Consider the following 13,488-nt stretch of genomic DNA (forward strand, 5'->3'; position numbering starts at 1 on the left):
TCGTAGCATAGATGATAGATTCAAGTCATGGTGTCCCCGCGTACGGTCATCGAGGCCTTTCTGCCGAGCCGCGGCGTCGTCGCCCTGGAGCGGGTCTACGACACCGCGAACGCGGCCGGGATCGCCGACCAGCCGATCCGGCTGGCCCTGCGCCGGATGGTCGCGGCCGGCGAGGTCGTCCAGGTCGGCCGGGGGCGGCAGGCGACGGCCGCGCTGACCGCGGCCGGTCGTGAGCGCCTCGACCAGGATCGGCTCGCCGTCCGGCTGGCGTTCACGCAGGACCAAGGGCTCGACCCCTGGGACGGGCGCTGGCGGCTGCTTGCGGTCAGCGCGCCCGAGTCCGCGCGGGCGATCCGCGACGGGCTTCGGCGGACGCTCGTCGAGGCCGGGGCCGCGGTGGTCTCAACCGGGCTCTACGTCAGCCCGCACGACCTGGCGATCGTGCTCGACAGCAGCGAGTACCTGGTGCACGCCGAGGCGACCGACCTCGACGTCCGGGGCGTCACCGATCCGCAAGAGATCGCTGAGCTGCTCTGGCCAGCGGCGCCGATCGTCGCGGCGTACGACGTCATCGACGATGCCATCCGGCAGACCGGCGCGCCGCTCGTCCGGCAGCTGCACCTGGCCGAGGCGCTCGAGCATGCGCTGCGCCTCGATCCGCTCCTTCCGCCGGAGCTGCGCGCCGCAGCTTGGCCGCCTGCGGTGGTTCGCCGCCGGTGGTACGACGCCTGGATGGCGCTGGCCGAGCAGCTCCCGGAGGAGTCGCTCTACCGTGGCTGGCTCAGCTGGCCCACCAGTTGTCCAGATGTGTGGCAATGGCCGCAGTCCGGCCCTGCTCGACAACGCGGCTGATCCGGAGCAGCAGGGCCGCGATCCCGGCCGTCCCCTGCATCCAGCCGACGCCGGGCGGCAGCAGCGGGTCCTCGTTCTTGTGCTCGATGAACCGCCAGTACGCCGTACCGCCGTCGTGATGGGCGTGGCCGACGAGAGTGTCGGCCAGCTGCCGAGCGAAGGCGAGATCCTCGGCCGCGCCGTCGCGTTGGTAGGCGGTCAGGAACGCGTCGGCGACCCCGGCCGTGCCGCAGCAGCGACCGTCGTTGTCCCAGAAGCCCGGATGAATCCGCTCCGGGATGCCAGAGTTGCGGACGCCGTCCAGGCAGCGCGCCCGCCAGGTCGCGGGCGACTCACCGGCCACCTGACCGACACCGGCGTACTGGAGCGCGGAGAACAGCAGACCGGTCCCGGCGCCGCCGTGGCACCAGTTGAAGGTGAACTCGTCGCCGTGTCGCTCCTCCCAGGGGATCACGCGGGCGACGCGGAAGCCCTTGCCGTCGTTGATGCCGAGGCTGATCAGGTGCTCGGCGCCCTGCCGACCGGTCTCGACCAGCTCGGGGCGGTCGAGCTCGACGCCGGCGAGGGCGAGGACAGCCGCGATCCCGGCCAGGCCGTGGGAGAAGTTGGGCATCTGGAGCGGCGGGGGCCGCCGCAGGTAGTGGCGCGGGACGAAGAGCCAGTTCGGCCCGGGCTCCTGCTCGGCCAGCAGCAGCTCGATGGCCCGGTCGGCCAGCGGCCGGGCCGGGACGCCGTGCCGGAGCGCCCACAGCGCGCCCAGGAGCGCGGCGCCCGTGCCCAGGGTCAGGTCGTTGGTGACCGCACCGGGCGCGTAGACCTCCTCGTCGCCGAGGAACTCCTCGTGCCAGCCGGCCGGGGTGATCAGCTCCCAGGCGCGCTCGATCGCGGCCGCCGCGCCGGGTTCGTCGAGGGCGGTGAGGATCCCGATCGAGCTGACCAGCCCGTCGAAGAACGTGATCGAGGACTCGCTCGGGATGGAGGCCCGGATCCGGTCCGCGATCCCGGTCGCGAGCTCCTGCTCGGACGGCGTCCAGGGTCGGCTGAGCTTGATCTCGGCCAGGGCGTAGGCCAGCCCGCCGACGCCGCTGTGCATCCCGTTCACGAACTGCTCGGGCTTCGGGCCGTCGCCGGACTCCGGGATCCAGGGGCCGGTGTCGTCCCACCGGACCTGGCCGAGCACCCACGACCAGGCAGCCTCGCCGAGCGCGCCGTACGTCATGGCTTGGCGTTGCGGAGCCGGATACCGCTCCACTCAAGGGTGCTGGCGACGACCTCGGCCCAGAAGTCGTGCAGCCGGTTCAGGACGCGGAGCTGGATACCGGCCGCGTCGTGCAGGGCGAACAGATCGCCGACGCGCTCGGCCGGGCCGAGCGGGTGGATCTCGGTGGTCGCGACGAAGGCGGCGTCCCGGAGCTCGAACTCCGCGGCGGGCAGCCGGTAGGCGTACAGCCCGACCGAGCGCATCGCCTCGAGCCATCCGTACTCGACGGCGTGCACCCGGGAGCCGCTGCCGGCGCCGATGATGCGGGCCTGGTCGGCGGCGGTGGTCGTCGGGCCTACCCACGCCATCGCGCGCGGGCACTGCCGCGGGAACCAGTAGTCCGGGGCGCGGTCGTGACCGACGGCCCAGACGTACGGCGTGATCCGGCCGGCCGCCTTGGCGACATACGGCCGGAAGGACTCGATCGTCGGATCTTCGGAGAAGTGCAGCACTTCTCCGGGGGCGGGGCGCATGCCGACGATCCTAGTACCGCGATCGCCGGCGGATCAGCGGTTCGTCAGGGGTTGAGGCCGCAGTGGTTGCGCAGCCACGGCATCGGGTTGATCGGGTCACCGTTATCGGGGCGGACCTCGAAGTGCAGGTGGTTACCGGTCGAGTTACCGGTGGAGCCGACCTCGCCGACCTTGTCACCCGCCATCAGCACATCGCCGACCGAGACGTCGAACTGGCTCATGTGGTTGTACCAGGTGACGGTGCCGTCGGCGTGCCGGACCTGGACCTGGCGGCCGTAGGAGCCGGCCCAGTCGGCGAAGATCACCACGCCGCGCATCACGGTGCCGATCCGGGTGCCGCCCGGGGCGGCGAAGTCGAGACCGGTGTGGTTGCGGGCCCAGCGATCGCCGCCCTGACCGAAGGTCGCGGTGATGTGGTAGCCGGACAGCATCATCTCGCAGCGGTTCAGCGACTCGCGGAGCTTCTTCGCCTCGGCCTTCTTGGCCGCTGCCAGCGCGACCGCACGGTTCGCGGTCTGCTTGCTGTTCGCGCTCAGCTTCGCGGCGCGGGCCTTGGCCAGCGCGGCAGCGGCTGCCTGCTTCTTGGTGGTCTCGCCCGCGGCCGTCGTCAGATCGCTGCGCGAGTGATCGCGGGTGGCGAGCTGGCGGGCCTGGATACGGGCAGTGGTGATACCGGACAGTGACCCGTTGTCCAGGCTATTCGCGGCCAGGTTCACCGCGGTGTTCGCCTGGGTCGGCGCGGACAGGGCGCTGTGGCTGAAGCCGACAGCTCCTGCTGCCGCAGCCAGGGCTGCGGTCAAACCGACGATCTGGGTACTGCTGGGGGTATTACGCCGGGCAACACGATGCTTTGCACTGTGACGTCCTGCGCCGGTCTTGCGCGCAGCGTTGCCGGGCGTGACGCGGTTACCCGCGGCACGGTGCTGGGACACAACGTGGCCTTTCGGTCACAGGGGAGGGGCTTTGACCACTCTCGCCGGGGGTTTATTCCCGGTGAGAACTCATGCACCATAACGGAACAGTCACGGGGCCACAAACCCATCCGGCACATTTCACCCGCCAGCTTCACGAAACTTTTGCATGCGCCGCTGCACGTGCATCAGCCTGCTGAGCCCGAAACGCCTTCCCCGTCAGGCAGATTGCGCCTGATCGTCCAGGTGTGCGAGCGCTCCGGTGATCTGATGGACGACGTCGCCGTCGAACGGCAGCGACAGGTGCCCGACGCCGTTCACCCGGATGTTGGTCGCGGCCAGGTCGGGATGCCGGATCCGGGCCCGCCGCTGCGGCACGATCAGCTGGTCGACATCGGAGTAGAACGCGATGAACCTGGTCCGGACGCCGGGAGCCGGCTCGTCCAGCTCGGTCATCAGGTCGCTGTTCGGGCGCAGCTGCTTGACCAGCGGCCACGGCAGCAGCCGGGCCGCGACGGTGCCCTGGTGCGGGGTGCCGAGCGAGACGCAGGTGTGGACGCGCTCGTGACCGCCCAGCCGCTGGATGTAGTACCGCGCGATCAGCCCGCCCAGGCTGTGGCCGACCACGTGGATCCGGTCCGACCCCGAGGCCTCGCAGATCGCCTCGATCTCGGCGCCCATCCGCTCCGCCGTCCGCCGGACGTCGAGGGTCAGCGGCGAGTACGAGAACGTGTGGATACTGCTGAACCCGCGCCGGGCGAGCTGGCGGCGCATCAGCGCGAAGATCGTGTGGTTGTCGATGATCCCGTGCGCGAGCAGGATCGGCGTCCCGGCCGCGACGACGTCGTTCACCAGCAGGCTGCGCTGCGCGGGGGTGAGCCCGGTCAGCGAGAGCCGCTCGGTGCGGGACCCGGAGCCGCCGAGCAGGCCGAGCGGGTACATCGCGAGATGGGTGGTCATCCAGCCGAGCTCGACCGCCGCGCCCTGCAGCACCCGGGGTGACATCGCCGAGCGGGCGCCGTACGCGAGGCCGTCCAGCGCGCCGCGGACCTCTTCCTGCCAGGAACCCATGGGCGGCGCCTCCTCAGAACCAGTCCCCCCGGTGGTCCGATCTCTTCTCACGGTAACCGGTTCCCAGTTCGCGTGGCGGGGAACACACCTTCCCGTGTCTTATCCGTGAGATTGCGACCGGTTAACCTGCGAACATGCCTTCTGCCAACCCCCTGCGGGTCGTCGTCGCCAAGCCCGGCCTGGACGGCCACGACCGCGGCGCGAAGGTGGTCGCGCGCGCCCTGCGCGACGCCGGGATGGAGGTCATCTACACCGGCCTGCACCAGACGCCCGAGCAGATCGTCGAGACGGCGATCGCCGAGGACGCCGACGCGATCGGCCTGTCCGTCCTGTCCGGCGCGCACATGACGCTGTTCAAGCGCGTCCGCGAGCTGCTGGCCGAGCGCGAGGCCGAGGACATCGTGGTCTTCGGCGGCGGCATCATCCCGGACGCCGACCTGCAGCCGCTGGCCGAGCTCGGCGTCCACAAGATCTTCACCCCCGGCGCGACCACCACCGAGATCGTCGAGTGGGTCCGCGGCAACGTAGGGGACGCGTCCGCTTCCCCTGCGTGAGGTTACTGATCGGTAATACCGAATCGTTAAGAAACACCTGGTTGTGCGGGCTTCCGAATCGCGGTCGCATACAGCCATGCGGTACGTCCGGAACGGCGATCGCCGGCGGCGGGTGAGTTGCTCAGACCAGGTCACCCCCATCGTCGGTTACTGTCCGGGCAGGTGGCGTGACAGTGCGGTGGGGGCCTGCACGCCGCCCGCGCAGGGACGATGCGATTCCCATCGGGAGAGGGCAGGTAACGATGAGGTTTGAACGATCACATACCCGCAAGGCGGTCGCACTGACCGTGGCGAGCAGCCTGGTGTTGTTCGCGGCGGCGTGTGGCGGTGGAGACGACGGGAGCGGCGGGAGCAACGGTGCGTCCGGGGGTGCGCTCGAGGGCCGGGGCCCGATCAAGTTCGCCACCGGTAAGGACACCTCCGGCAACCTGAAGAACCAGGTGGACGCGTGGAACGCCCAGCACGCGGACGAGAAGGTGGAGATCACCGAGCTGCCCGAGTCGGCCGACCAGCAGCGCAACCAGATGATCTCGAACGCCCAGATCAAGTCGACCGAGTTCAGCGTGCTGAACCTGGACGTCGTCTGGACCGCCGAGTTCGCCGCGAACCGCTGGATCACCGAGCTGCCCGAGGACCAGTTCCCGGACCTCGGCAAGCTGCTGCCGTCGACGGTCGAGACCGGTAAGTACCGCGACAAGCTGTACGCCGTCCCGGTGACGTCGGACGGCGGGCTGCTCTACTACCGCAAGGACCTGCTGGACAAGGCCGGGGTCAAGGCGCCGACCACGTGGGCCGAGATGAAGGACGCCTGCGCCAAGGTCAAGGCGTTGCCGGAGGCAAAGACCGCGAGCTGCTATGCGGGTCAGTTCGAGAAGTACGAAGGCCTCACGGTGAACTTCTCCGAGGCGATCAACGGCGCCGGCGGCGTCGTCGTCGGTGACGACGGCAAGCCGAACGTCGACACCCCGGAGGCGCTCGAGGGGCTGAACTTCCTCGTCGACGGCTTCAAGTCCGGTGAGATCCCGAAGGCTGCCATCACCTACCAGGAGGAGCCGGGCCGCCGCGCCTTCCAGGAGGGCAACCTGATCTTCCACCGCAACTGGCCGTACGTGTACGCGCTGGCCAGCAAGACCGACGGCTCGTCGAAGATCGCCGGCAAGTTCGGCGTCGCGCCGCTGCCCGGTCTGAAGGGCCCGGGCGTCTCGACGCTGGGCGGGCACAACTACGCGATCTCCGCGTTCACCCCGAACAAGGCGACCGCGGCCGACTTCATCAAGTTCATGTCCAGCGAGGAGCGCCAGAAGGCGAACGTCGAGAAGACCTCGCAGGCGCCGACCTGGGCGTCGCTGTACGACGACCCGGAGCTGAACAAGCAGTTCCCGTACCTGGCCCCGCTGAAGGCCTCGATCGGGTCCGCGAAGTCGCGGCCGCAGGTGGTCAAGTACGGCGACGTCACGACCGCCATCCAGGAAGCGGCGTACGGCGCCCTGAACGGCACCACGCCGCCGAAGGAAGCGCTGACCGGGCTGCAGACCAAGCTGAGCACGCTCATCACGCAGTGACCCGAACGCCGGGGCCGGTGCGCAGTGCAACGCTGTGCGCCGGCCCCGGCGTCGTCACCGCCCACGGGTCGTGGGCGGAGAGAGAAGGAGGCAAGAGGTGAGTCAATCCGCCTCGGCTGTTGAGCCGCCGCCCTCGAAGGTCCGGCGTACGTCGTTCAACGAGGGCACCGGCCGGCTGGCCGCGTTACTGCTGTCACCGACCTTGATCGTGCTGGTCCTGGTCGTCGTCTACCCGATCATCTCGGCGCTGCGCGAGTCGCTGTACACCAGCGGCCAGCGGATCGACGACGACGGGTTCGTCATCGAGGGCTCGCAGTTCGTCGGGCTGGACAACTTCGCCGCGATCTTCTCCGGTGAGACCGGCGAGCGATTCTGGAACGCGTTCTACAACACCACGTTCTTCACCGTCACCTGCGTCGTCCTCGAGACGCTGCTGGGTGTGCTGATGGCCCTGGTGATGCACAAGGCGTTCAAGGGCCGGTCCATCGTCCGGGCCAGCATCCTGGTCCCGTGGGCGATCCCGACCGTCGTGTCCGCGCTGCTGTGGAAGTGGATCTTCCAGGCCGACGGCATCGCGAACGCCGTCCTCGGTACCCAGGTACTGTGGTCCACCGAAGGCTGGCAATCGGTCCTGTCGGTGATCATCGCCGACACCTGGAAGACGGCGCCGTTCATCGGGCTGCTGGTGCTGGCCGGTCTGCAGACCATCCCCGACGAGGTCTACGAGGCCGCGAAGGTGGACGGCGCCAGCCCGTGGAAGACCTTCACCCGGATCACGCTGCCGCTGGTGAAGCCGGCGCTGCTGGTCGCGGTGCTGTTCCGCATCCTCGACACGCTGCGCATCTTCGACCTGCCGTACGTGCTGGTCGGGCCGAACAAGGAGTCCGTCGAGACGCTGTCGATCCTGGCGTTCCTCGAGGCCAACCAGACCAGGTACGGGCCGGCGGCGGCGTACGCGACGTTGCTGTTCGTGTACGTCGCGGTCGTCGCCTACGCGTTCGTGAAACTGCTCGGCGCCGACGTCATCGGTGAGGCTCGCCAGACGGGTAAGAAGGCCGGACGCCGCAAGAAGGGTGGTGCGTGATGGCTGGTCGGATCGATGTGAAGGCCGCTGAGGCGCCGTGGTACCGGCGGTGGTTGCCGCTGGTTGGCGTCGGGCTGATCGTCCTGTACTGCCTGGTGCCGTTCTACTGGATGATCGTGTCGGCGCTGCGCCGGCCGAGTGACCAGTTCGACAACTCGATCGTTCCGAAGGTCTGGTCGATCGACAACTTCAGCGATGTGTTCCAGAGCGGTACCGGCTTCGGCCGGGGTCTGCTGAACAGCCTGATCGTGGCCGGCGTGGTGACGATCCTGACGCTGATCGTCGGCATGGTCGCGGCGTACACGCTGGCCCGGCTGGAGTTCCGGTTCAAGAACGCCGTCCTGGCGATCATCATCACCACCTCGATGTTCCCCGGCATCTCGCTGGTGATCCCGCTGAAGAAGCTGTTCAGCGACATCGAGTGGATCAACACCTACCAGGCGATGATCGTGCCCAGCCTGTCGTTCGCGCTGCCGCTGGCGGTCTGGAACCTGACCGCCTTCTTCCGGCAGATGCCGCGGGAGCTGGAGCAGGCGGCGATGGTCGACGGGTGTACGCCGGCGCAGGCGTTCCGCAAGGTGATCCTGCCGCTGGCCGCGCCCGGTGTGTTCACCACCGCGATCATCACCTTCATCGCGGCCTGGAACGAGTTCCTGATCGCGGTCTCGATGGTGAACCGCAAGGAGATCCAGACGGCGAACGTCGTGATCGCGTCGTTCACCGGGACGTCGGGGCGCGACCAACCGTTCGGCAGTCAGATGGCGGCCGGCGTTGTCGTCACGATCCCGCTGGTGATCGCGGTGCTGATCTTCCAGCGCCGGATCGTCGCGGGGCTGACCGCGGGCGGCGTCAAGTAACAGTGGTTCGGAGTGCCCTGGCCGCGGCGGCGAACGCCGTGGCCAGGGCACAGCCGATTGCGATCACCAGGAAGCCGATGGACGGCGTCCCGGCGTCCACGATCGGGCCCATCAGCAGCAGGCCGAGCGGGCCGGCGGCGAGGGCGACCGAGGTGTAGCTGCCGATCACGCGGCCGCGCAGGTGCTCGGGGGTGCGGGCCTGCATGATGACGGCGACGACCGGGTTGATCGGGCCGCTGGCGATGCCGGTGGCGAACGAGAGCGCGATCAGGACCGGGAGCGGCGGGAGCAGCGCGAACACGCCGAGGCTGAGGGTGGTCACCGTCAGGGTGGCGATCAGGACGGGCCGCTCGCGGAGGCGGTGGCCGACCGCGCCGTACAGGATCGCGCCGATCAGGCCGCCGGCGGCGAACGCGGCGACGACGAAACCGTAGTACGTCGCTTGGTCGGTGTCCTGGAGGTGCGCGTTCAGGACGACGGACTCGAACGGCGCGATGAAGCCGACCAGGACGGCGGCCGTGATCGCGACCGTGCGCAGGCCGGGCTCGTGCAGCAGGAAGCGCAGTCCGACGACGATCGAGCGCAGGTAGGGCTCCTTGGCCGGCTTGGCGGACAGGTGCGCCGGGATCGTCAGCGCGGTGATGGTTGCCGAGAGCAAGAACATGCCGACGGTCACCCAGAGGACGTTGAAACCGCCCAGCGTGACGAGCAGGACACCCGCGATACCGGGCCCGGCCAGCGCGCCGACCGCCTCCGCCGCCTCACCCCACGCGTTCACGCGCGGCAACGGCGTACCGCTCGCCTTCGCGACGTCGGGGCGCAGCGTCTCCCGGGCCGCGGTACCCGGGCCGTCGAAGACCGCACCGAGCGCGACCAGCGCCAGGATCCCCCAGAACGGCAGCCCGAACGCCTCGTCCAGGAACGCGAGCAGCGCCACTGCAATCGCACTCAGAATGTCGGCCCCCACCGCGCAGAACCGCCGTCCCAGCCGATCGATCAGCGCACCCCCGAACAGCGCCGACAACACCACCGGCGCGATAGCCGCCGCGCCCGCAACCCCAGCCGCCGTAGCGCTCCCCGTCCGCTGCAAAATCAACCAAGGCACGGCCACCGCCACAATCGCGTTCCCCGTAACCGAAAGCGAAGTAGCTGCCAACAGACCAACCAGCGGACGCCGCAACTCTCGTCGACCAGAACTGCTCTCAGGAGACGGAGGGGTGTTGCCAGGAGCCCCCGACCCCTGGGCATCCGTCGGCTTCTCCCCCTGGGGGCGAGAAGCGCCGCCCTTCGATTGCAGGGTCATAATCCACAGCCTTTGAGGAAGGTTCGGAGGGTTAGGGGGGTGGCGTCTCGGGGGGCGAGGTTGCCGGAGGCCAGGTGGTCCCAGGCGGAGTAGGTGAGGGAGTAGAGGGTGCCGACGACCCACCAGGGTGGGAGGTCGGGGGCGATGAGGTCGGCTTGCTGGGCGTGTTCGACGTAGCGCTCCAAGGGGGCGTCGAGCTCGGGGATGCGGGCCTGGAGGGTTTCGTCGACGCTGGCGCGGGGCTGTTGGAGGAGGAAGTCGAGGCGGGGGCCGAGGGGGATGAAGGCCCGGACGAGGCGGGTGAGGATCGCGGCGAGCTCCGCACGTGGGGTGGTCTCGTCGACGCCGTGGACGCCGGCGTTCATCATGGCGTCGGCGCAGCGGTCGAGGGAGTCGTGGGCGAGGGCGAGCAGCAGCGCTTCACGGGTGGGGAAGCGGTTGTGCAGCGTCGTGCGGCCGACGCCGGCCGCGGCGGCGACATCGGCCAGCGAGGCGCCCGGCTGGGCGGTCAGCACCTCGGCAGCGACCTCCAGGATCGTCACCGGGTCACTCGACGTCACTCTCCGCGCTTGAACACTCATGTTCACGAATATACATTGATGTTCTGATCTGACGCCAGTTGATCCGGGAGGGAACCCGATGGACCTCGGCCTGACCGCACAATTCGCCGCTCAACGCGCGATCCAGCGCCTGCTCCGCCTGCTCGGCGACCCCGTCAGCGACTTCCAGCACCCGAGCCGTCGTGACGATCCGTATCCGGTGCTCCAGCGGATGCGCGCCCGCGGCCCGCTGTGGAAGTCCCTGTCCGGCGTCTGGGTCGCCACCACGTACGACGCCTGCGAGGCCCTGCTCCGGGATCGGCGGATCGGCGTCCGGCATGCCGACGGCCGCCCGCCGTACCAGCAGAACCTCGGCGTCCAGCCGCCCTGGACGAACACCTTCCTGGAGATGGACGCGCCCGATCACACCCGGCTCCGGCGCCTCGTCACGCCGGCGTTCAGTCGCGGCCGGATGCCGGCGTACGAGCAGCGGATCAGCTCGGTGATCGACGAGCTGATCGACGAGCTCGAGGTCGCGCGGGAGTTCGACCTGATCGAGCGGTTCGCCGGTCCGCTGCCGATCACGGTGATCCGCGAGCTGCTCGGCGTACCGGACGGCGACGACGCGGCGTTCGCGCACTACGGGAAGGTGGTCGGGTCCGCGGTCGACCTGGACCGGGCGGCCGACGTACCGGAGATCCGCGCGGTCAGCCACGCGCTGCGCACGCTGTTCGCCGAGCTGATCGAGGAGCGTTCGAAGAACCCGGGGGACGACGTCATCTCGACGCTCGTGACCGCTCTCGACGCGGACCGGATCACCGCGGAGGAGCTGGTGACGACGGCCGGTCTGCTCCTGCTGGCCGGGTTCGAGACCACGGTCAACCTGCTCGGCAACGGCGTCCAGCTGCTCCTCGATCATCCGGAGCAGTGGGCGATGCTGTGCGCCGATCCCGAGCTGGCTCCCCGGGTCGTCGAGGAGACGCTGCGCTTCGAGAGTCCGTTCCAGTTCGGCGTCCGCTTCACCCACGACCCGATCACCGTCGCCGGAGTCGACCTCCCCGCCGACGCGCCCGTCCTGATCATGTTCGGCCTGGCCAACCGCGACCCGGAGGTGTTCCCGAACCCGGACACCTTCGACATCCACCGAGACACCCCGAAAGAGCACCTCGCCTTCGCCACCGGCCCGCACTACTGCCTCGGCGCACCCTTGGCCCGGATGGAAGGCGACCTGGCCTTCCGAGCCCTGGCCACCCGCCTACCCACCCTCCACCAAACCGCCCCAGCCCAGCCGCGCCCCTCCTCCCTGGTCCGCGGCTTCCTGAGCCTCCCGCTCGCGGTCTAGCTCTCCAGCCACGCCGTGACGTCGGTCGGCAGCCGGCCGTCGATCAGCTCGCCACTGCTCAGCAGGACGGCGCTGTGCGGTGGCAGCTCGGCTGGGTTGGAACCGAAGTTGGTGATGCAGCGGAAGGAGCCGCGAGTGAAGGAGAGGACGTCGGAGGGGGTGTTGTCGTCCCAGGTGAGGCGGCCGTCGCCCAGGTCGGCGTGGTCGCGGCGGATCTTCAGTGCGGCTTTGTAGAGGTTCAGATGGCTGCCGGGGGTGTTCTGCTGGGACTCTGCGGTCAGAGCGGCCCAGTCGGCCGGCTGGGGGAGCCAGGGCTGGCCGTCACTGGGGCCGAAGCCGTACGGCGGTTCGGTACCCGACCATGGGATGGGGACGCGGCAGCCGTCGCGGCCGCGGTTGGTGTGGCCGGACCGCTCCCAGACCGGGTCATCGAGGACCTCCTCGGGCAGGTCCTCCACCTCCGGCAGTCCGAGCTCGTCACCCTGGTAGATGTACGCACCGCCCGGCAGTGCGAGCTCCAGCAGCGCTGCGGCCCGGGCGCGCCGCAGTCCGAGCGCCAGGTCGGTCGGTACGACGCCGGCGCCCTCCAGCGCGTCTGCGGGCGCGCGGCCGTACCGGGTGCGGTGCCGGATGGTGTCGTGGTTGCTGAGCACCCACGTCGCCGGTGCGCCGACGGCCCACAGGCTGTGCGTCGAGCGGTCGACCACCTCGCGCAGGTCCTTCGCCTCCCACGCAGCGCGCAGCGCGTCGAAGTTGAACGCCGACTGCAGCTCATTCGGCCGTACGTACTGTGCAAGCCGCTCCGGCGGTGACAGCCACGCCTCCGCCACGAACACCCGCGCCCCTTGCGGCGTATCGGCGTACTCGTCGGCGATCGCTCGCCAGCGCTGGTGGATGGTGTGGACGCCGGGCTGGTCGTAGAACGGGTTGCCGACGTACTTCTCGCTGGTCGGCTGCCCATCCTTCAGCGGTACGTCGGGCAGCGTCGCGTCCTTGGCCATCGAATCGGCGACGTCGATCCGGAACCCGTCGACCCCGCGGTCGAACCAGAACCGCAGGATCGAGTCGAACTCCTCGATCACCTTCGGGTGGTCCCAGTTCCAGTCCGGCTGGCTGATGTCGAACATGTGCAGGTACCACTGGCCGTCATCGATCTGCTGCCAGGCGCCGCCGCCGAAGGTGGCCGGCCAGTTCGTCGGTGGACGGCCCGCGACGCCGTCCCGGAACCAGAACAGCTCGCGCTCGGGGGAGCCCTTGCCGGCCGCGAGCGCCGCCTTGAACCAGGGGTGCTCCCAGGAGCAGTGGTTCGGGACCAGGTCGATCAGGATCCGCAGCCCGAGCGCGTGCGCCTCGGCGATCAGGGCGTCGGCGTCCGCCAGCGTGCCGAAGTCGGGGTTGATGTCGCGGTAGTCGGACACGTCGTACCCGCCGTCCAGCAGCGGGGACGGGTACCAGGGGCTGATCCAGACGGCGTCCACGCCGAGGCCGGCCAGGTAGGGCAGCCGGGCCCGGATGCCGTTCAGGTCGCCGGTGCCGTCCCCGTCGGAGTCGGCGAACGAGCGCGGGTACACCTGGTAGACGACGGCGCTACGCCACCAGTCGGCAGCTGGTCTGGTCGCTTGTTCTGTCATGCCGTCCAGCGTCGCACGCGGACGCGCGTCCGCTGTGACGGTCGTCTC

Annotated in this window: 13 protein-coding genes; 6 read left to right on the top strand and 7 right to left on the bottom strand. The window is 69.6% G+C overall.

All coding sequences use genetic code 11. From position 1 onward, the window contains the following. The first annotated feature begins 27 nt into the window (after positions 1–27). Positions 28–852: a hypothetical protein gene (locus ACZ6ZD_RS14295; protein ID WP_465671891.1), complete on the top strand. Its 825-nt coding sequence runs from the start codon at positions 28–30 to the stop codon at positions 850–852. On the opposite strand, the gene ACZ6ZD_RS14300 is transcribed toward ACZ6ZD_RS14295, so the two are convergent. From ACZ6ZD_RS14300 to ACZ6ZD_RS14315, 4 genes are all read right to left on the bottom strand, one after another. Beyond that, on the bottom strand, positions 782–2,104 hold the full coding sequence (locus ACZ6ZD_RS14300; protein ID WP_465671892.1) for a lanthionine synthetase LanC family protein: 1,323 nt from the start codon (positions 2,102–2,104) through the stop codon (positions 782–784). The genes ACZ6ZD_RS14295 and ACZ6ZD_RS14300 overlap by 71 nt on opposite strands. Beyond that, a complete protein-coding gene (locus ACZ6ZD_RS14305) occupies positions 2,068–2,586 on the bottom strand; it encodes a DUF6886 family protein (RefSeq protein ID WP_465671894.1) in 519 nt (172 codons plus the stop codon). The genes ACZ6ZD_RS14300 and ACZ6ZD_RS14305 overlap by 37 nt, the downstream gene beginning before the upstream one ends. A 44-nt stretch (positions 2,587–2,630) precedes the next feature. Next, a complete protein-coding gene (locus ACZ6ZD_RS14310) occupies positions 2,631–3,386 on the bottom strand; it encodes a M23 family metallopeptidase (protein WP_465671896.1) in 756 nt (251 codons plus the stop codon). Positions 3,387–3,716: 330 nt separating this feature from the next. Then, positions 3,717–4,568 (bottom strand): esterase/lipase family protein, encoded by an 852-nt coding sequence (locus ACZ6ZD_RS14315; protein ID WP_465671897.1) that lies wholly within the window; start codon positions 4,566–4,568, stop codon positions 3,717–3,719. Between the two features lie 134 nt (positions 4,569–4,702). Between ACZ6ZD_RS14315 and ACZ6ZD_RS14320 the strand changes: the two genes are divergently transcribed. The 4 genes from ACZ6ZD_RS14320 to ACZ6ZD_RS14335 all read left to right on the top strand — a co-directional run bounded on the left by ACZ6ZD_RS14320 (position 4,703) and on the right by ACZ6ZD_RS14335 (position 8,625). Further along, a complete protein-coding gene (locus ACZ6ZD_RS14320; RefSeq protein ID WP_171677802.1) occupies positions 4,703–5,122 on the top strand; it encodes a cobalamin B12-binding domain-containing protein in 420 nt (139 codons plus the stop codon). Between the two features lie 242 nt (positions 5,123–5,364). After that, positions 5,365–6,684: an ABC transporter substrate-binding protein gene (locus ACZ6ZD_RS14325; RefSeq protein WP_465671899.1), complete on the top strand. Its 1,320-nt coding sequence runs from the start codon at positions 5,365–5,367 to the stop codon at positions 6,682–6,684. A gap of 97 nt (positions 6,685–6,781) precedes the next feature. Beyond that, the gene (locus ACZ6ZD_RS14330) at positions 6,782–7,768 is read left to right on the top strand and encodes a carbohydrate ABC transporter permease (RefSeq protein WP_465671901.1); all 987 of its coding nucleotides are present in this window, start codon (positions 6,782–6,784) and stop codon (positions 7,766–7,768) included. Further along, positions 7,768–8,625: a carbohydrate ABC transporter permease gene (locus ACZ6ZD_RS14335; protein WP_465671903.1), complete on the top strand. Its 858-nt coding sequence runs from the start codon at positions 7,768–7,770 to the stop codon at positions 8,623–8,625. The genes ACZ6ZD_RS14330 and ACZ6ZD_RS14335 overlap by 1 nt, the downstream gene beginning before the upstream one ends. Here ACZ6ZD_RS14335 and ACZ6ZD_RS14340 read toward each other — a convergent pair. Further along, positions 8,618–9,928, bottom strand: a complete 1,311-nt coding sequence (locus ACZ6ZD_RS14340) for an MFS transporter (protein WP_465671905.1) — start codon at positions 9,926–9,928, stop codon at positions 8,618–8,620. The two genes, ACZ6ZD_RS14335 and ACZ6ZD_RS14340, sit on opposite strands and share 8 nt — an antisense overlap. Next, a complete protein-coding gene (locus ACZ6ZD_RS14345) occupies positions 9,925–10,509 on the bottom strand; it encodes a TetR/AcrR family transcriptional regulator (protein WP_465671907.1) in 585 nt (194 codons plus the stop codon). Before ACZ6ZD_RS14345 ends, ACZ6ZD_RS14340 begins: the two co-directional genes overlap by 4 nt. 58 nt (positions 10,510–10,567) lie before the next feature. On the opposite strand from ACZ6ZD_RS14345, the gene ACZ6ZD_RS14350 reads away from it, so the two are divergent. Continuing rightward, the gene (locus ACZ6ZD_RS14350; protein ID WP_465671909.1) at positions 10,568–11,809 is read left to right on the top strand and encodes a cytochrome P450; all 1,242 of its coding nucleotides are present in this window, start codon (positions 10,568–10,570) and stop codon (positions 11,807–11,809) included. Here ACZ6ZD_RS14350 and ACZ6ZD_RS14355 read toward each other — a convergent pair. Further along, positions 11,806–13,440, bottom strand: coding sequence for a glycoside hydrolase family 13 protein (locus ACZ6ZD_RS14355; RefSeq protein ID WP_465671911.1), 1,635 nt, complete (start codon positions 13,438–13,440; stop codon positions 11,806–11,808). The two genes, ACZ6ZD_RS14350 and ACZ6ZD_RS14355, sit on opposite strands and share 4 nt — an antisense overlap. Positions 13,441–13,488: the final 48 nt, after the last annotated feature.

Source organism: Kribbella sp. NPDC104218 (assembly GCF_055584105.1).

Coding starts and splice junctions, on each gene's coding strand:
- ACZ6ZD_RS14295 (WP_465671891.1), top strand. CDS start 28: ATGGTGTCCCCGCGTACGGTCATCGAGGCCTTTCTGCCGAGCCGCGGC.
- ACZ6ZD_RS14305 (WP_465671894.1), bottom strand. CDS start 2,586: ATGCGCCCCGCCCCCGGAGAAGTGCTGCACTTCTCCGAAGATCCGACG.
- ACZ6ZD_RS14315 (WP_465671897.1), bottom strand. CDS start 4,568: ATGGGTTCCTGGCAGGAAGAGGTCCGCGGCGCGCTGGACGGCCTCGCG.
- ACZ6ZD_RS14320 (WP_171677802.1), top strand. CDS start 4,703: ATGCCTTCTGCCAACCCCCTGCGGGTCGTCGTCGCCAAGCCCGGCCTG.
- ACZ6ZD_RS14325 (WP_465671899.1), top strand. CDS start 5,365: ATGAGGTTTGAACGATCACATACCCGCAAGGCGGTCGCACTGACCGTG.
- ACZ6ZD_RS14335 (WP_465671903.1), top strand. CDS start 7,768: ATGGCTGGTCGGATCGATGTGAAGGCCGCTGAGGCGCCGTGGTACCGG.
- ACZ6ZD_RS14340 (WP_465671905.1), bottom strand. CDS start 9,928: ATGACCCTGCAATCGAAGGGCGGCGCTTCTCGCCCCCAGGGGGAGAAG.
- ACZ6ZD_RS14345 (WP_465671907.1), bottom strand. CDS start 10,509: ATGAGTGTTCAAGCGCGGAGAGTGACGTCGAGTGACCCGGTGACGATC.
- ACZ6ZD_RS14350 (WP_465671909.1), top strand. CDS start 10,568: ATGGACCTCGGCCTGACCGCACAATTCGCCGCTCAACGCGCGATCCAG.
- ACZ6ZD_RS14355 (WP_465671911.1), bottom strand. CDS start 13,440: ATGACAGAACAAGCGACCAGACCAGCTGCCGACTGGTGGCGTAGCGCC.